Here is a 14,116-nt window from a genome sequence, read left to right as displayed (position 1 = left end):
GTGAGAGGGGCCGCGCGGGGTCACTGGCGCGGTTGGAAGTCTTGCAGCGCCTCGCTTGCAGGTTCCAGCCGGTCATAGATGAGGCGCAGCAGGTATTCCAAGCCGCGCCGGTCAACCGGCTCGTCGGCCATGGTGAGCAGGCTGACCACGCCCCAGAGGGCCGTGGTGACCTCGTGCACCTCGTCGCGGGGATCAGGCATTGTCGAACAGCCCCGGCTGCATGCCCGTGGGCAGATGCGGGATGAGACCCTGCGCCAGCATCTCGCGCGCCGCCTGCTCCAATTTGAACCGGCTGTAATTCGTGTCCCGCCAGAGCTGGTCGAAGCTCAGACCGGCGTCGACGTAGACCTTTATCCGATTGTAAATCGGCTTCTTCTGAAAGACGTCGCTGCGCAACTTGAGCAACATGCGCTTTGCGTCCGAAATCGCCTGCTCTTCCATCGCGACAATGGCGCGGACGATCTGCACCGAAACTGCATCCGCGACCGGCGTTTTCAAAACCCCAGACAGTGCCAACGCCCCGGCCTTCGTGAAGCCGATCAGAACACCACGGTTCACGCGGCTTGGTCCGCCAAAATGACGGACCAAAACCTGCACTTCGCCCTCGCGAAGCTCGAACCAGAAATCGTCGGGAAACCGGTTGGGGTTGCGCCTGAATTGCCGAACAACATTGTCCGGGGTCGTTTGATAGAAACCCGCCATATGGTGCGACGTCCAGAACTGCGGGCGTCCCGGCAAGAGCAAGGCCTTGTCCTGAATGTCCAGAATGGTCGGTATTCGGCTGTCGTGGGAAGTCATTTTTGATCGTTCCTTCGGTTACGGGGGGCACACAGCCCCCGGGTGTTAGCTCGACTGCCGAAGGACAGCCTCCCCACGTCTTTAGGCGTGAGCCCTGGACATGCACGCGGGGCACCCGGAGAAGGATCGTCTCATGTGATGAGACGCCGTGTCGGGGCGTAACCGCCTTCGGTATCGAGGCCCGGGCGAGAGCTACTTCGCTTTCGGACGAGATCAGAATGCAGCGGTTCGCTGAAATTGTCAAATTGTATGGCGGCGACACCGCGTGTAGGCTCGCCGAAACGGAGGAGTTCAAATGATCAGAGCATTCACAATCCTGCTGATAGCCGTGGCGGCACCTGTCAAAGCTGACATAACCGACAGCGCCGCCTCCAAGTATCTCGACGCAAGCTGCGTAGCATTTCTGACGTTCTTGCGCGATCCGGGCCTGCTGAAAGGTGACGCAGTTCTGTTCTACGCTGGCCTGAAGCGGGGCATCGAGTTTAAAGACCGGAGCCAACCGCCTCTTGTCGAGAGATACGCGCGCAGTTGCACTAGCAATCCCACCGCCAATGTCGGGACCGTTTTGAACTGGGCCGTGCAGCAGGCCGAGTGACGCGGCGGAACTACCCATCCCCTCAGACCTTCGCCAGATCGAGAACCACCGTCTGCCACGGGGCCTCTGTGTTTGGCCGGTGCTTGACGCGGACGTAAGTCGCCTTGCCCACCACGCGCATGGCGTCGCGGATGGCGTCCATTGCCCGGTTCCACCGCGCGTCGGCGATGTCGAGCCGCAGGAGCATGAAGATCTCGGCGCGGTTGATTTGACCTTCCTTGTCGGTGTTGAAGGCGCGCGTCACGATGGCCTGAATTTCCGGGCGGCTGTCGGCGGACCATTCATTGAGGCACTCGTCGATCAGGCCCTTGGCGATCTGCAACTCGGGGCCGAAGTCCACCCGGTCCTGCACTTGGACCTGCACCTGAAAGAGCCCGTCATAGGTGGTCAGCGTCTTGTTGCCCTTGGCCCCGCCGACGCTGGTCCCATACTCCTGCGCGAGGATGGCCCCGAAATCCGAGATGTCGTCGAAAGTGTGTTCCTTGAACCGGCGGAGCTGGTCGCTGAGCGCCAGCGCATACCCAGCGATCTTGCGCACCTGTTCGTCTTGCAACTGGTCCTGCGGACGGACGAGATCAAGCGGCACTTCGCGGCCCTTGGCGTCGACCATTTTGCGGCGGCCGTTCTCCTCGATGATGCCTGACGGCACCGGATGGGGGGTGAATTCAGACATTTTACTCTCCTGTTGAAGGGGGTGTTTCGAATTGCTCGCGCTCGAAGGCATAGGCCTGCACGACGGCCATCCGCAGCGTGTCTCGAAGGCTGCAACGCGGCATCACGTCCAAAGACCGATGCAGCATCCATGATCCGAGTTTGAACCGGGCAAGGAGGTAGAAATCCAGCACCGCTACTCTCCTGTTGAAGGGGGTGTTGAAAGGAGGCTTGGACCCACGCCATGGAGCGCGCAGACGGCGGCCATGGCGGCGATCTCGTCCATCGAGCAAAGCGTGCTACCGCGCGGGCCAAGGAGATCCACCTTGGCCACGCCCGAGGCCGCAAGGCGCAGCATCTCGTCGGGACTCCAGCGGGCGATTTCGGGGGCGTTCATACTTCGGTCTCCTTGTCATCGAGAATGGCGTCGATCAAACCGTCGCGGATCACGACGTCGAGGATGCGGACGGCGAGCGCCTTGGTTTCCATCCCGCGCGCGATGGCATGCGGCTCGAGGGCGGCGCGGACCTCAGCGTTGAGCCGGGTCAACTGTGCGCCCTGAGGCCCGCAAGGCTTCCCAAGCCGAACCGGCGGGAACGAGATCCCGTGACGGCGCAGGTAGTGCAGCACGGAGTGGACGCGCTGCGTCGTGACCCCGAGGCGGCGCGCGATCTCTGAGGCGGGCACCGCCTGCGCCGCAAGCTCCCTCACCGGCGCATCGAGGCTGTCGTCATGCCGCGTCATCGTCGGCCCCCTTGTGGATGGGGCACCGATTGCAGGCGCGGTACATGGTGACGGTCTGCGAGTTCACATTCTCGAAGTTTGCCGCCTTGCCGCGCCACTTGCGGCAGACCTGTTTGCCGATCTCGCCCAAGGCGGGGCAGTCGACCACCGCGCGCATGAAATGCCCCCGCACAAGGTCCTCGACGATGCTGGTGTCGGCGGGGTAGCGGTTGCGCAGGATGTTCGACACAAGCGTTGCGCTGCGTTCCAACTTGAGCGCGACCTTGTTTTGGCTGGTCTCGTCGCAGGCCCGCGCCAAGGCGGCCACCCAATCCGGCATGGCCTCGCCCCAGAATTCCCGGGCGGTGTCACGCGCGCTCACGCGGCACCCCCGATCAGGTATCCAAGCACAAGGTAGACGACGGACATGAGTTGCAGTGCGACGCCGATGAAGGTCTTGATTTGCCAAGGGTCTCCGCGCTCGTATCGGCGCGCGCCCTCCTGCAAGAACTTTCCGGAGGCAAAGATCATCATTACGGTCGCAAGCCACCCCAAAAATGGGAGGGATACAGAGATCATACCGCACCGCCTTTCGCGGGGGCAAAGGCCCCGGTGTTGGGATCGAGAACCCCCGCGAGGCGGACGGCTTTCGGCGGGAAAGGCCCGCTGTCCTCGATCAACTGATAGATCGCCTCACGGCGTCCAATGATCGCCGTTTGCCTCACTTTCAGATGGCCGGACCCCAGCAGCTGACGGCAGTAGGCGCGGGCCTTCTCGACGGAGACCTCGACCCCGCCTGCGTTGGCATGCGCGGCCAAATCCGTCGGGCCGAACTGGACCAACCGCCGCATCGCGCGCCACATATTGCCCTCGGGGGTCGGGACGCCGTCTTGCACCTCGGGCGCGGCCAAACTCGCCGCGTTCAACTCGACGCTCCGGAATATCTTGCGGTGCATGTCCTTGCGGATGCATTTCACGAGGCCCGCGCGCTCCCAGCGGCGCACGAACTTCTGCGCGGTGTCGTCATGCACCCCAAGAGCCGCGATATCGGTCCAGTGGAATTCCTGCATGCCTTTGACACGGTCCCAAGTGTGGCGTTCCATTGTGCTGCGGAAAGGCTTCATTCGCGCGTCTCCTTCGCGATCTTCGCCAGAGGTACGACCGTGTCCTCCCGCTTCTCAGGCCGGGCCACCGGGCGGAAATCGTCGACCCGACGCACCGCCGGAGGCTGGCCGGTGTCAAAAACGCGGTTACCCCAAAGCTCGAGGTCGGCCAGACGCCGCCCCCGGCCCATGGCCAGTTCCTTGGCGCGCGCCAGATTGGTGGATACCCGGCGGATCGAGCCACCCGAGGCGGCCACGATGGCACCAAGCAGGTCGGGGGCCACGTCGACGCCAGCCGCGTAGATCGGGGCGAGTTTCTCCGCGTCCGTGAGGTTGCAGGCGAGCGCCGGTTCCCACGCGAGTTGGCGGTTGTGGATGTTCTCCCAACGGGTCAGATCCTGCGGCAGCTTTTCCTCGCCGACCAGAATGACCGGGGCCTGACTGCTCTCGTAGATATCGCGCGCCAACTCGACCATCCGCTTGCGCAGGAGGTATTGCGCGTCGTCGATGATCAGAGGGCGGTCGCTGCGGGCAAGCTGTGCGCCAATGGCGTCGACCATGGCGGCCACCCCGCGTTGGGGCGGCAGGCCGATTTCGCGCAGGATTGCTTGCGCCAGATAGGTCGGCGTCCAGCAGTCTTTGACCTGGACAACATGGGCCTGATACTCATTGGCCGCGACGGTCACGGCGGTGGTCTTGCCCCAGCCGGAGGGGCCATAGAACGTGGCCATCCCGGGCAGGCCAAAGGCGCGGGTCTGCACACGTTCGACAAGGCCAATCAGGGCCGCGACGTTTCGCAGGGGCGCAATGGAAGGTGTCATACTGCTCTCCTTTTCTTGTTACTCTTGGGCACCGAAATGGCGCGCCATGCGCAGCTGGGCGCGGAAGTCAGAACTCTGCTGGTAGTCGGCCAGCCAGTCGGCTTGTGCCTGCGTCAGCGCCTCACCCTCATCTCGCGCGCGCTCTAGGGCACAGGCGCGGGCGAACACGGCGGCAGGGTCTTCGTCGACCGGGTCGACGGGCCGGGCGCGATGCTCTTCGAGCCGCATAACCCGGGCCTCAATCTCGGCCAGATGCTCGATTTCCTCGGCGCTTTGGGCGCGCCGTTGCCGCTTGGGCGCGGCCTTATGTGGCGTGGCGAGTTGATGCACCTGCGCCTCAGGCAGCGGTTCGTCTGCCGCCAAACCTGACGCCGCGCGCACCCGGGCCGCGACCTCTGCCGCAGACAGTTCGCGCGCCGCTTTGGCTTCGGCCTTTTGTGCCTTGGCCCACGCCCCACGCTTGCGCGCATGGTCGCGTGCGGCCTCGACGTCGAAGAACTTCGCCGCCTCGGTACAGGCGGCGTGGCCAAGATAGTGGCCCGCCAGATTGTAGACTTCCAGCCCCGCCGTGAGATCATCCGCGTCGAACCGCGCAACCACCTTTTCGCCCGCGATCCGGTACATCCACTCGGACCAGTATTCCGTGTCGTAGAGCTTCAGAGCGCCATTGCCGGTCTTGGCCCGCACGCCTTCGGCCCGCAGGAGCCAGAGGCGCAGCTGCTCGTCGGTCGCGCGTTTGATTGTCGCCTTGGCGTAGCCCTCGTTGAACACCTCGTTGAACGACCGTCCCATGGCCACTTCGCTGCGCCGCCCCGGGCGGGCGTTGTGATGTGCGAGTTCTTCCTCGAGGACGAGACGGAACTCGTCGAGCGGGATGGCGCGGGTGCCGTAATCCTCCGGTTTGGCCTCCGGCTTGTTGCCGGTATAGGCCCCATCAAAGGCGGGATGCTTGGCCACCCGGTCGCAGAGATCACGGAATGCGCGCTCGATAGGTTTGGATTGCCCCGAATAGGGCGTGGCCCAATGGATATCGACGCCCAAAAGGGGCAGAAGGCCGGGGATATCCTCATCGGTGATCTTGAAGCGAAACCGTGTGGGCGTGCCTCCTGTCATCGCCTTGGCGGCGAATTCCCGGCCATTGTCGATGAGAACCGATTGCGGGATGCCATAGGTCCGGATCAGATCGCCGGTGACCAATTGCACCGTATGGCTATTTGCCGTCGGCGATAGCCGCCACGCCAAAAGCTTGCCGGAATAGACGTCCGACCAGACCATCATCTGCGGTCGCACGGGCTTGTCGTAGCCCGGCCAACTCACAAAGACGTCGAACTTGTGATAATCGCCCTGCACACATTCCAGCGGGACCATGAAAGCCTTGCTGCGCACCTGCGCGGGATAGAGACGGCGGAGCGCTTCCTCGCCTTTGCGCAGGTAGATTTCTGTTGGGGCCGAGACGCTGGCCTTGAGCCAACGGCGCACCTGATGCAGGGGCGGCACGGTGCTGTTGCGGCGCTCGGAGGTCCAGACACGCACGGCGCGGTCATAGCAACTGGTGAGTGAGGGCTGCGACAGGCGCAGCCAATCGCTGCGCACCAGCGCCAGAAAGTCGGGGGCGATATCGCCCCGCTGGGTGGGAGCACGCCGTACCGCGCGCCCGTCGATCAGGTAAGCCAGACGGTCAGCGCGCGCGACGCCCTCGACCAGCCCGAGATAATTCCAGAGAGATTTCTCCGACCGCCCCAGCTTGCGCGCCACCTCGCGCACAGCGGCCGAGCGGGTCAGCCCGGCTCCTTCCAGCAGTTCGACTTCGGCAATTGCCCCAAGCCGCGCCCCGGCCTCGGCGCGCGCCTTGTCGCCCGCCGCCGCATAGCGCTCCCATGCCGCGCCTGTGCCCGGCTTATCCGCCGGGGCCGCGACAAGACCGGCGCTAAGCCGCATCCGGGCGCGCAGTGGCAAGATGCTCCAGTGATACTCGAACCCGCCGCCCCGCCCTTTGCGACGCCGCGCCTTCCCCGGATGCCGCGCCCATGCCTCGCGCTCGGCCATCAGCTGCACGGCGCGCACGGTTTCCGGCAGGTCGGGCAGCCCGGCCTCGGCCAACTCTGCGGCATTCCACCACTCTTGCGCGGGGGCTGGCCCAGTCATGCTGCGCCCCCTTGCTCAAGCTCGCTGAACAGCGCCGCAACCTCCGCGCCGCGCTCCTCTAGGAAAGCCATGCGCGCGCCCTTGCCCGCCCGGTCCCATGCGTCCAAGAGGCGCGCGAGGGTAGCGTCTTTGGGGCTGGCAGCGGCGGGGGCCTCACCGCGCGCAGCGCGATAGGCTTTGCGGGCGGCTTTGGCGCTCTTTACCGTGCCAGCCGACAGCGCCCCAACCACGTCGTAGCGCTCAACCGTCTCCTCGATCTTGCCGATCTCGATCAGATCAGAGAGCGCGATGGGCTTGGGCGCGCGGCGCAACAGCTGGTAATCCCGGGGGTCGAGCTTTGACCCGGCGGCCATGATCTTGTAGACTTGACGCGGGGTGATACCACGCTTTTCGGCGATGCTCAGTGCCAGTGAACTAAAGTTCAGTTCGAACCAACGCGCCGCCGCCCCGGCCATCCCCTGTTTCATTTCCGGGTGTAGCTTCTGGACCGCCTCACGCCGCCGCGCGAGGAAATAGGCCTCGTCGAGCGTGCTCATATCGGCCCCGGCAAGGTTGCCGTCGATCTCGAACATTGCCGCCTCGGCGTCCGAGCAGCGCACCACGTCGCAGGGGATCGTTTCGGCCCCAAGTTCGCGCATCGCGGTCAGCCGGTGCGCGCCGTCGAGCACATAGTCGCCGTCCTTCTTGCGACGCACCGTGATCCGGCCCACAAACCCATTCTCGCGGATCGCTTCGACCAATGTAGCAACGCCGCTTGGCGAAACCTCGCGCAGGCGGCCTTCGATCCCGATTTCAGACACGGGCAATTCGGTTATTGTGGTGAGACGTTCAATCATTCTGGGGCCTTCGTCATTGTGTACCGGCAGATCAGCCGGTCAGCTTTGCGTTCGCGGGTGCAGAGGATTTCTGCGCCGTTGGCGCGCAGCTCGGAAATGCAGCTATTCACCGCCACCACATGCGCCCGCCGCACGATCTCGCGCGTGGTATGCGGGCGGCCATCCTTCAGGACGGCAAGCACCCGTTGCAGGCGGGGCGAGGTGAGCGGCGCGTGATGCATCAGCCCACCATCTGGGCGTCAAGCCCGGCGCAATTGGCGCGGCAGTCGCCGCACATGCGATGCCCCGGTCCCGTCGACCAGAACTCAGTGCCGCAGGTCAGGCAGGGGCGGTTGCGGGCATGCTTGGCCTTGGCCGCCTCGTCTTCCATGCGGTCTTGGGCGCGCAGGGCGACATCGCGGTTGCTGAATGCGCCGGAGACGCGATCCTTGCCACGGAAAACGGCATAGCCGTGGCCCCATTTTTTAACATGCAGGCACATCCCGTTCACCCACCAAAACTGGCGACGCCAAAGAGCACGGCGAACAGCGCCAGCGCCCCCACCACATCGCCGATGACAGAAAAAACGCCCCGGCCGGAGCAAGCAGACTGGGCACGGCCGGAGCGCAGGAACCGCGCGCCATACAGGCAAGCACGCGCGCGGAGACGAAACTTATGGGCAAGGCGGCGGATCATCGGGCACGCTCCCGAACAAACGCTTCCCTGCGGATCGACAGGTGATGGTCCTCGGCCAAGCGGCTCAGGCGCATCAGCGGCAACGCGCAACACGGCTCGTCGATATCGCGCACCAATTGCAGCGCCAGCGCCACGCGCTGCACCTGCGGTATGGCCGCAATCTCGGCCTGCAACTGGCCCGCATCGGGAATGAGATCGGAAAGCCGCATCACATTAAATCCTGTGTTGAAGGGGGTGTTTCAGGGGCGGCACCTTGGCGCAGCACCGCGACAGACAGGCCCGTGGCAACCACGGCCCAGAAGACCAGGGCAAAGGCAAAGGCCAGAACGAAGCCGGTTCCGGACATGGGGCGCGGGCTCATGCGGCGTCCTCCTGTTTGCTGGATGGGCGGGGGATGTCGCGGGGCCATTCGAGGTCCCGGTCCCAGTTTTCATCGAACCATGCGAGCAGCGCCGCCGCGCGCTTGACCGTGCACCCGCTACCGGCCGCAAGACTTCCGAAGAACTTGCCGTCATTCGCGGCGTAGGTTGAGACCGTCGATAGGGAGAGCCCCCTGTGCGACGCGAGGGCCCTCGCCAGCGCTAGTAACTGAAGTTCATTCATGCTCGCCTCCGTAACGTTACCGATTAAACTAGTGGTAACTTTACCGATATGCAAGCGGGTATTTTTTCGGTAAAGTCACCGAATCATGAACACCCTCGAACAATCATTTGCCGACATCGTTCGGCAGCGGCTAGAAGAGCTTGATAAACGGGCATTTACCGTAGAGCAGGAGCGTGGCTTGCCACGCGACGCGATCAGGAATGTTCTCCGAAGTGAGAAGCAAGACGGCCCAACTTTAAACCGTGCTCGCGAGATAGCCGAAGCCCTCGACCTCGATTTCTATATCGGCCCAAAACGCGAGACCGGCACGGTGTACACCACTCAGATCGACCACGAAGACTTCGCCGCGATCCCGCGCGTGGACGCGCGGCTAGCGGCAGGGGCTGGGGCAATGAACGGCGACGTGAGCTTGCAAGGCGCGCTGGCCTTTCGCCTGGACTGGCTCCGCGAGCGGGGCATCGCACCTGCGCAGGCCTGCCTATTGACGGTCGCGGGCGACAGCATGTCAACCACCCTGCACGACGGCGACTTGGTCATGATCGACGAGCGCCGCACCTCGGTACGCAACCGCCACGTCTACGCGTTCGTCGACGTCGACGGCAGCGCCCGCGTCAAGCGCGTGGAACACGTGCCCGGCCAGCTGGTCATCTTGACCTCCGATAACCCCGCACACCCCACTGAAACGCGGCACGGCGACGACATGAACCGCCTCCGTATACTGGGCGAGATTGTCTGGTCGGCGCATGAATGGTAAGGCAAAGACAACATTACTTAGGAGCTCAAAATGGCTGCTTTAAGGTACGCTGCATACGCATGTTTCGCGGCGTCATTTCTCTGCATTGTTGCGTTTTTTGTCAGCGAAGAAGTCTTCTTCATTGTACCTGCAGTATCCGTCTCTATTGTCGGGGTGCTGTTTCTGGCCTTTGACCGAGCCTTATCCATACTTGTCGATATCCGCGACGCGCTCATCGCGCCAAGTTCACTAAACCCGGCGCTGGATGAAATCCCAAGCTCGGTCTCCGGAAGCCTAGAGCATGCAGGAGGGTTAGAGCCTAATACGGCGGCGAATATTTCGGCTGACCTCGCCGATTTGTCGCGGCGTCTAGACGCGGCGCGTGGGCGCGGCCAAGCGTGAAATCACTTCGCAGTTAGCGCTTCGGATTAGGGTATGGTGAAAACACCATACCCTTTGTTTTTAAAGCGATATTCTCTTTCTGCGAAGTCAAAACCGAACTGCGCGCGCTACTTCGCAGTTCCGGACCCTTCGAGAGCCTCGATGTCGCCCTCTAAACGCCCCTGAAAGAGCCGTTTAAACCCTGTTTTAATGGGGTTTGGGCGCTTTTGAGCGCGTCCGTCGCCCGCCTTCCTCGTCGGCCCCGTTTTCGCTCTTTTGGGCGAATTTGCCCGTTTACTGCAAACTTCGCGCGCCCCGCCCTTGCCCGCCCAGCCCGCCCGCAAAACCCCTTATTTCATTGGCCTATCCGGCAAAGTCCGGCGTCAGTTTGGTTCTTCCGGCATCACTGTAAACTAAGGTGTAACCCTACAGCGAGGTTCTGCTTGGGTTTGGTCAGGCAAGAGGGGCGCGCGCGCCGGTCAGTTCACAAGGCGGCGCAGCATCGGCAAGCGCGAGAGCACCAGCCCATCGAGTGCCAACACGGTGATGAGCGTTAGCCCCGCCATCGGAAACGCCAGCGAGACCGCTATCCCCACCAGCACCGCACCTTGCCACATCGGCATGTCGCGGGGCAGCGGCGGTGCGGCCAAACGCCCGCCCGCCCCGGCAGGGCGACGCTTCCACCACATCACAACGGAGCTGACGCAGAGAAACAGCACCGCGACGCAGAAGACGGTATTGGCCAGCACGCTCCAAAGGCCCATCGTGCCCATGTGCAGCGCGATCCCCACCGCCATCGCCTTGCCCGCCAGCGAGTAATCCTCATACCGCACATCGGCGAGGATATTGCCGGTGTATTGATCGACATGCACCGTGCGGTCGGTGGTCGGGTCGGTGTCGTCGGTATTCATGGAGTCGCGGTTGATGGTCCAGACGCCTGCCTCGCCCTTGGGCAGGTTGAGCTGATAGCGGGCGTCAAAACCGATATCGCGTGCGAGCGCGTCGAGCGTGTCAATCGTCACCGGCGTCCCGGCCTCTGTATCGACGCCTGCGTGACCGGCATGGCTACCAGAGGCTGGCATCGGCGTGAGTTCAAGCGCCCAAGGCACCTCTTTGCGGTCGTGGTTCATGCTGGCGTGGATATCATCCGAGAGAGGCACGTTATCCCATTTCTCGGCTGGAAACTGGCTCCAGGCCTGCACCAACTTTTCGCCCCAGATCCCCGCCCACGCAAGACCAGAGACAAGAAAGAACGCGAGCACGATGGAAATCCAAAAGCCCAGCACGCCATGCAGTGACCGCCAGAGCGCGCGGCCCCGGCCGAAGGTCGGGACAAGGGCCGTTCGCCAGCCTGCCCCGCGCGGCCACCACATGTAGAGACCGGTGGCAATCAGCACCATGCCAAGAGAGGCCGCAATTTCCAGAATCCGATCGCCGGTCACGCCCAGCATCAGGTTGCTGTGGATACCATCGGCGAAATCATACCAACCCGAGCGGCGGGGGAAAATCTCGAGCACCGCCGCCGTGTAGGGATCGACAACGACCATGTTGGCCTCATCGCCAAGATCAACGCGGAAGATCGCGGCAAGATCATCCCGGCGAGGGGCCACATATTGCTTGAGCGTGCCACCGGGAATGGCGGCCAGCGCGCTCTCAGCCTGTTGCGAGACGGCGAGCGCCATCTCTTGCGGCACCACCGGCGTGCGTTCGCCGTCGCGCCCGTCGATCCACGAAATCCACAGCATCAGCATGCCAGTGACGGCAAGGATACAGAAGAAGGGAATGACAAACAGGCCCGCGTAGAAATGCCAGCGCCAGGCGGCAAAGTAGAATTTATTGACCCCGGTGCGCGTCTGCGCAGGGGCATAGGTTGGATCAATCGACGTCATGAACGACTCCATTGGGACAGCCCCCATGGTGGGGGTGAATTTCAAAAGCTGTTGGATTTGAAATTCAAACGCGCGGCGGCGCGCGTCCCTGTTGCAACCGATATGCAATGGATTGCGCAAGTATCTCAGATGCGCCCGGAACAAGGGGGAGATGCGCGGCACCTGCCACGTCCGGACAGTCTCCGGCAGCGCCAGAACGAGCACGCTATCAACCAGACGACAGGCCTCACAGCCAGGGGCAGCCCGATGGTCGGAATGTCCGGGGGCGGTGTCGTGGGCAGTGTGATCCTCGCACAGATCCTGCGCCGTCCCTCCAGCCGCGATGAAGGCAAGATACGAGGGATCGAGCGTGCGGGTGTCGACAGGGCGATGTGCAAAACTTACCCCGGCCAATGCCAAGCTAACGGCAAAGACCACGATCAGTTTTGAGAGCAGGGTTAGTGGGGCACGCATCACCCGCAGGACATTGCCACAGGTCAGAGAGCCGCACCAGCCACGAATGCCTTGGGATGCAGATCCGGAAGGCCCCCCCAACTCAAGACGCATCTGTGCGGCGGGCAGGCTGACATCGGGCGAGAGGCTCAGAAAGACCTCGCCCAGCGTGTCAAAACCCGTGGCCTTGCAAAAAGGCACGGCATTGAGCGGGCACAGGCAGTGCATCTGCTGCACCCCTGTCTGCTCTGCCATCGCAAGAAGATGCCCCATGAGCGCGCGGCCTAGTCCCTGCCTCTGCCATTCTGGCGCAATGGCCAGATGCCGCAGATGCGCCTGACCCGGCGGGCAGGTCCGGCCAAAGGGGCTGATATCGCTCCAGCCCGCAATGCCCAGCACCTCATCCCCTGCCTCGGCCAGCACATAGCGGCCACCAAAAAGCAGCGATGGCACCGGGCGTGTCAGATGAGGAAGGGCGGCGCGGACCAGCGTCTCGGGATAGGTGCCCGACATGTGGCGGGCATAGGCCGCGCGCATCAGATCGGAAATCGCTGCATGGTCGGCAGGAAAGACGGGGCGGATCAGAATCTCGGACATCGGCAAACCCTTTTGGGTAAAATCGCCGGCCACCGGAGCGCCCAAAAGGAAAAAGCCGCGCTCGGGTTGGCGCGGCTTTGGCTGTCTGGTCTGGAAGGGGGATCTTACTTGATCTTGCCTTCCTTGTACTCGACATGCTTGCGCACCACGGGATCGTACTTTCGTACGGTCATCTTTTCGGTCATGGTGCGTGCGTTTTTCTTGGTCACGTAGAAATGGCCCGTGCCCGCGGTCGAGTTCAGACGGATCTTGATGGTCGTCGGCTTTGCCATTTTTTGTCTCCTGCGCCGGGCAGTCAAACCGCCCGTGAATCTCTTATGAAGCCTGCCTTTTAGCGACGCCCGCAGCCGAGTCAACCGCGATTGTCATGAAAGTCGGCGATTTCGTTACGCCGTGCCTCAGTTCGAGGACAGGCGCGTTGGCTGGCGGTAGAAATAATGCACGCCAATCGAGGCCGTGCGCGGAAACTGCCGGGCCCAGCGGGGGTTGACGTTGCGGGTGTGGTAATGCGTGGCCCCACTGGTCAGGCTGCGCGGTGCGCCATCGACCATGGCGCGGGCCACCTTGCCCACTTGGCGAAACGCGTCGCCCTCGGCGATCACGTCGGCATGGCCATCACAGGTATAGGTGAATTGGCACTGATATTTGCGGCCCGTGCCCTGATGGATCACGCCACAAACGGAATCAGGATAATTGGGATCATCGACGCGGTTCAGGATCACTTCGGCCACTGCGAATTGTCCCTTGACGCTTTCGCCGCGCGCCTCGAAGTAAAGCGCCTCTGCCAGACAGCGCCACTCGGGGCCACCTTGGGCCGGGGCTTGCTGATCGAGCCAGGTGCTTGAATAGCTAATCTCGGTCTCGGGGCTGCTGAGATAGCGCGCCATCCGGTCGCCTGAGATCGCGCGCAACGCGCGCATTTCTTGTTCCATCAATCGGGTCACAGGGGCGTCGGCCATGACCGGGCCTGCCAGCACTGCGATTGCCGCAGCGAGTGCAATCCGTCTCATTCTCGTCTCCAGGCGGGTGGACGTATGGTCCACGGCATGTGCGCCCCTTAGCCAAAATCGGCACAGGCGTCCACCTGAGGGACCGGCGGGTTCCCGCCGATGGCATTTTCTATCGCAAATTATG

24 protein-coding genes and 1 pseudogene are annotated in these 14,116 nt (G+C 63.1%); 3 read left to right on the top strand and 22 right to left on the bottom strand.

What is annotated here, in order from left to right; all coding sequences use genetic code 11:
* Positions 1 to 20 precede the first annotated feature (20 nt).
* Positions 21 to 200, bottom strand: a complete 180-nt coding sequence (locus tag ACLGGT_RS14210) for a hypothetical protein (RefSeq protein WP_437196615.1) — start codon at positions 198 to 200, stop codon at positions 21 to 23.
* Positions 193 to 798: an ORF6N domain-containing protein gene (locus ACLGGT_RS14205; protein ID WP_437196613.1), complete on the bottom strand. Its 606-nt coding sequence runs from the start codon at positions 796 to 798 to the stop codon at positions 193 to 195. Before ACLGGT_RS14205 ends, ACLGGT_RS14210 begins: the two co-directional genes overlap by 8 nt.
* A 295-nt stretch (positions 799 to 1,093) precedes the next feature.
* Between ACLGGT_RS14205 and ACLGGT_RS14200 the strand changes: the two genes are divergently transcribed.
* Positions 1,094 to 1,393 (top strand): hypothetical protein, encoded by a 300-nt coding sequence (locus ACLGGT_RS14200; RefSeq protein WP_437194771.1) that lies wholly within the window; start codon positions 1,094 to 1,096, stop codon positions 1,391 to 1,393.
* Positions 1,394 to 1,415: 22 nt separating this feature from the next.
* Here the strand turns inward: ACLGGT_RS14200 and ACLGGT_RS14195 are convergent, their stop codons facing one another.
* The 16 genes from ACLGGT_RS14195 to ACLGGT_RS14120 are packed head-to-tail and all read right to left on the bottom strand — an operon-like array spanning position 1,416 to position 8,950.
* On the bottom strand, positions 1,416 to 2,066 hold the full coding sequence (locus ACLGGT_RS14195; protein WP_437194772.1) for a DUF3164 family protein: 651 nt from the start codon (positions 2,064 to 2,066) through the stop codon (positions 1,416 to 1,418).
* 1 nt (position 2,067) lies between these two features.
* Complete coding sequence (locus ACLGGT_RS14190; protein WP_437194773.1) at positions 2,068 to 2,238, bottom strand: hypothetical protein; 171 nt, start codon at positions 2,236 to 2,238, stop codon at positions 2,068 to 2,070.
* A gap of 2 nt (positions 2,239 to 2,240) precedes the next feature.
* Positions 2,241 to 2,441 carry a hypothetical protein gene (locus ACLGGT_RS14185; RefSeq protein ID WP_437194774.1) on the bottom strand — a complete coding sequence of 67 codons (201 nt, stop codon included), beginning with the start codon at positions 2,439 to 2,441 and terminating at the stop codon, positions 2,241 to 2,243.
* A complete protein-coding gene (locus ACLGGT_RS14180) occupies positions 2,438 to 2,788 on the bottom strand; it encodes a hypothetical protein (RefSeq protein ID WP_437194775.1) in 351 nt (116 codons plus the stop codon). Before ACLGGT_RS14180 ends, ACLGGT_RS14185 begins: the two co-directional genes overlap by 4 nt.
* Positions 2,775 to 3,149, bottom strand: a complete 375-nt coding sequence (locus ACLGGT_RS14175) for a hypothetical protein (RefSeq protein ID WP_437194776.1) — start codon at positions 3,147 to 3,149, stop codon at positions 2,775 to 2,777. The genes ACLGGT_RS14180 and ACLGGT_RS14175 overlap by 14 nt, the downstream gene beginning before the upstream one ends.
* On the bottom strand, positions 3,146 to 3,346 hold the full coding sequence (locus tag ACLGGT_RS14170) for a hypothetical protein (protein ID WP_437194777.1): 201 nt from the start codon (positions 3,344 to 3,346) through the stop codon (positions 3,146 to 3,148). The genes ACLGGT_RS14175 and ACLGGT_RS14170 overlap by 4 nt, the downstream gene beginning before the upstream one ends.
* A complete protein-coding gene (locus tag ACLGGT_RS14165) occupies positions 3,343 to 3,891 on the bottom strand; it encodes a hypothetical protein (protein ID WP_437194778.1) in 549 nt (182 codons plus the stop codon). Before ACLGGT_RS14165 ends, ACLGGT_RS14170 begins: the two co-directional genes overlap by 4 nt.
* Entirely contained in the window at positions 3,888 to 4,691 is an 804-nt protein-coding gene (locus ACLGGT_RS14160) for an AAA family ATPase (protein ID WP_437194779.1), read from the bottom strand. Before ACLGGT_RS14160 ends, ACLGGT_RS14165 begins: the two co-directional genes overlap by 4 nt.
* Before the next feature lie 18 nt (positions 4,692 to 4,709).
* The gene (locus ACLGGT_RS14155; protein ID WP_437194780.1) at positions 4,710 to 6,836 is read right to left on the bottom strand and encodes a transposase domain-containing protein; all 2,127 of its coding nucleotides are present in this window, start codon (positions 6,834 to 6,836) and stop codon (positions 4,710 to 4,712) included.
* Entirely contained in the window at positions 6,833 to 7,672 is an 840-nt protein-coding gene (locus ACLGGT_RS14150) for a ParB N-terminal domain-containing protein (RefSeq protein WP_437194781.1), read from the bottom strand. Before ACLGGT_RS14150 ends, ACLGGT_RS14155 begins: the two co-directional genes overlap by 4 nt.
* Positions 7,669 to 7,893, bottom strand: a complete 225-nt coding sequence (locus tag ACLGGT_RS14145; protein WP_037268626.1) for a helix-turn-helix domain-containing protein — start codon at positions 7,891 to 7,893, stop codon at positions 7,669 to 7,671. The genes ACLGGT_RS14150 and ACLGGT_RS14145 overlap by 4 nt, the downstream gene beginning before the upstream one ends.
* The gene (locus tag ACLGGT_RS14140) at positions 7,893 to 8,153 is read right to left on the bottom strand and encodes a hypothetical protein (RefSeq protein WP_437194782.1); all 261 of its coding nucleotides are present in this window, start codon (positions 8,151 to 8,153) and stop codon (positions 7,893 to 7,895) included. The genes ACLGGT_RS14145 and ACLGGT_RS14140 overlap by 1 nt, the downstream gene beginning before the upstream one ends.
* A gap of 5 nt (positions 8,154 to 8,158) precedes the next feature.
* Entirely contained in the window at positions 8,159 to 8,347 is a 189-nt protein-coding gene (locus ACLGGT_RS14135; RefSeq protein WP_437194783.1) for a hypothetical protein, read from the bottom strand.
* Positions 8,344 to 8,556 (bottom strand): hypothetical protein, encoded by a 213-nt coding sequence (locus ACLGGT_RS14130; RefSeq protein ID WP_437194784.1) that lies wholly within the window; start codon positions 8,554 to 8,556, stop codon positions 8,344 to 8,346. The genes ACLGGT_RS14135 and ACLGGT_RS14130 overlap by 4 nt, the downstream gene beginning before the upstream one ends.
* A complete protein-coding gene (locus ACLGGT_RS14125; RefSeq protein WP_437194785.1) occupies positions 8,556 to 8,708 on the bottom strand; it encodes a hypothetical protein in 153 nt (50 codons plus the stop codon). The genes ACLGGT_RS14130 and ACLGGT_RS14125 overlap by 1 nt, the downstream gene beginning before the upstream one ends.
* Complete coding sequence (locus ACLGGT_RS14120) at positions 8,705 to 8,950, bottom strand: hypothetical protein (protein ID WP_437194786.1); 246 nt, start codon at positions 8,948 to 8,950, stop codon at positions 8,705 to 8,707. Before ACLGGT_RS14120 ends, ACLGGT_RS14125 begins: the two co-directional genes overlap by 4 nt.
* A gap of 85 nt (positions 8,951 to 9,035) precedes the next feature.
* Here ACLGGT_RS14120 and ACLGGT_RS14115 point away from each other — a divergent pair, with 85 nt between their 5' ends.
* The gene (locus tag ACLGGT_RS14115) at positions 9,036 to 9,704 is read left to right on the top strand and encodes a S24 family peptidase (protein WP_437194787.1); all 669 of its coding nucleotides are present in this window, start codon (positions 9,036 to 9,038) and stop codon (positions 9,702 to 9,704) included.
* A 30-nt stretch (positions 9,705 to 9,734) separates the two neighbouring features.
* Positions 9,735 to 10,085: a hypothetical protein gene (locus ACLGGT_RS14110; RefSeq protein WP_437194788.1), complete on the top strand. Its 351-nt coding sequence runs from the start codon at positions 9,735 to 9,737 to the stop codon at positions 10,083 to 10,085.
* 458 nt (positions 10,086 to 10,543) lie between these two features.
* Here the strand turns inward: ACLGGT_RS14110 and ACLGGT_RS14105 are convergent, their stop codons facing one another.
* From ACLGGT_RS14105 to ACLGGT_RS14090, 4 genes and pseudogenes are all read right to left on the bottom strand, one after another.
* A complete protein-coding gene (locus tag ACLGGT_RS14105) occupies positions 10,544 to 11,953 on the bottom strand; it encodes a PepSY-associated TM helix domain-containing protein (RefSeq protein WP_437197421.1) in 1,410 nt (469 codons plus the stop codon).
* A gap of 648 nt (positions 11,954 to 12,601) precedes the next feature.
* A pseudogene (locus tag ACLGGT_RS14100) lies at positions 12,602 to 12,898 on the bottom strand (GNAT family N-acetyltransferase); the annotation flags it as partial.
* Positions 12,899 to 13,086: 188 nt separating this feature from the next.
* On the bottom strand, positions 13,087 to 13,254 hold the full coding sequence (gene rpmG, locus ACLGGT_RS14095; protein ID WP_007799108.1) for a 50S ribosomal protein L33: 168 nt from the start codon (positions 13,252 to 13,254) through the stop codon (positions 13,087 to 13,089).
* Between the two features lie 126 nt (positions 13,255 to 13,380).
* A complete protein-coding gene (locus ACLGGT_RS14090; protein WP_037297247.1) occupies positions 13,381 to 13,992 on the bottom strand; it encodes a cell wall hydrolase in 612 nt (203 codons plus the stop codon).
* Between the last annotated feature and the right edge of the window lie 124 nt (positions 13,993 to 14,116).

It is taken from the genome of Roseovarius sp. MS2 (assembly GCF_051447875.1).
Classification (GTDB): domain Bacteria; phylum Pseudomonadota; class Alphaproteobacteria; order Rhodobacterales; family Rhodobacteraceae; genus Roseovarius; species Roseovarius mucosus_A.
The sequence above is the reverse complement of the archived record's forward strand: the minus strand, read 5'-3'. Positions and strand labels throughout refer to the sequence as shown.

Coding starts and splice junctions, on each gene's coding strand:
- ACLGGT_RS14210 (WP_437196615.1), bottom strand. CDS start 200: ATGCCTGATCCCCGCGACGAGGTGCACGAGGTCACCACGGCCCTCTGG.
- ACLGGT_RS14205 (WP_437196613.1), bottom strand. CDS start 798: ATGACTTCCCACGACAGCCGAATACCGACCATTCTGGACATTCAGGAC.
- ACLGGT_RS14200 (WP_437194771.1), top strand. CDS start 1,094: ATGATCAGAGCATTCACAATCCTGCTGATAGCCGTGGCGGCACCTGTC.
- ACLGGT_RS14195 (WP_437194772.1), bottom strand. CDS start 2,066: ATGTCTGAATTCACCCCCCATCCGGTGCCGTCAGGCATCATCGAGGAG.
- ACLGGT_RS14185 (WP_437194774.1), bottom strand. CDS start 2,441: ATGAACGCCCCCGAAATCGCCCGCTGGAGTCCCGACGAGATGCTGCGC.
- ACLGGT_RS14180 (WP_437194775.1), bottom strand. CDS start 2,788: ATGACGCGGCATGACGACAGCCTCGATGCGCCGGTGAGGGAGCTTGCG.
- ACLGGT_RS14170 (WP_437194777.1), bottom strand. CDS start 3,346: ATGATCTCTGTATCCCTCCCATTTTTGGGGTGGCTTGCGACCGTAATG.
- ACLGGT_RS14165 (WP_437194778.1), bottom strand. CDS start 3,891: ATGAAGCCTTTCCGCAGCACAATGGAACGCCACACTTGGGACCGTGTC.
- ACLGGT_RS14160 (WP_437194779.1), bottom strand. CDS start 4,691: ATGACACCTTCCATTGCGCCCCTGCGAAACGTCGCGGCCCTGATTGGC.
- ACLGGT_RS14155 (WP_437194780.1), bottom strand. CDS start 6,836: ATGACTGGGCCAGCCCCCGCGCAAGAGTGGTGGAATGCCGCAGAGTTG.
- ACLGGT_RS14150 (WP_437194781.1), bottom strand. CDS start 7,672: ATGATTGAACGTCTCACCACAATAACCGAATTGCCCGTGTCTGAAATC.
- ACLGGT_RS14145 (WP_037268626.1), bottom strand. CDS start 7,893: ATGCATCACGCGCCGCTCACCTCGCCCCGCCTGCAACGGGTGCTTGCC.
- ACLGGT_RS14140 (WP_437194782.1), bottom strand. CDS start 8,153: ATGTGCCTGCATGTTAAAAAATGGGGCCACGGCTATGCCGTTTTCCGT.
- ACLGGT_RS14135 (WP_437194783.1), bottom strand. CDS start 8,347: ATGATCCGCCGCCTTGCCCATAAGTTTCGTCTCCGCGCGCGTGCTTGC.
- ACLGGT_RS14130 (WP_437194784.1), bottom strand. CDS start 8,556: ATGCGGCTTTCCGATCTCATTCCCGATGCGGGCCAGTTGCAGGCCGAG.
- ACLGGT_RS14125 (WP_437194785.1), bottom strand. CDS start 8,708: ATGAGCCCGCGCCCCATGTCCGGAACCGGCTTCGTTCTGGCCTTTGCC.
- ACLGGT_RS14120 (WP_437194786.1), bottom strand. CDS start 8,950: ATGAATGAACTTCAGTTACTAGCGCTGGCGAGGGCCCTCGCGTCGCAC.
- ACLGGT_RS14115 (WP_437194787.1), top strand. CDS start 9,036: ATGAACACCCTCGAACAATCATTTGCCGACATCGTTCGGCAGCGGCTA.
- ACLGGT_RS14110 (WP_437194788.1), top strand. CDS start 9,735: ATGGCTGCTTTAAGGTACGCTGCATACGCATGTTTCGCGGCGTCATTT.
- ACLGGT_RS14105 (WP_437197421.1), bottom strand. CDS start 11,953: ATGACGTCGATTGATCCAACCTATGCCCCTGCGCAGACGCGCACCGGG.
- rpmG (WP_007799108.1), bottom strand. CDS start 13,254: ATGGCAAAGCCGACGACCATCAAGATCCGTCTGAACTCGACCGCGGGC.
- ACLGGT_RS14090 (WP_037297247.1), bottom strand. CDS start 13,992: ATGAGACGGATTGCACTCGCTGCGGCAATCGCAGTGCTGGCAGGCCCG.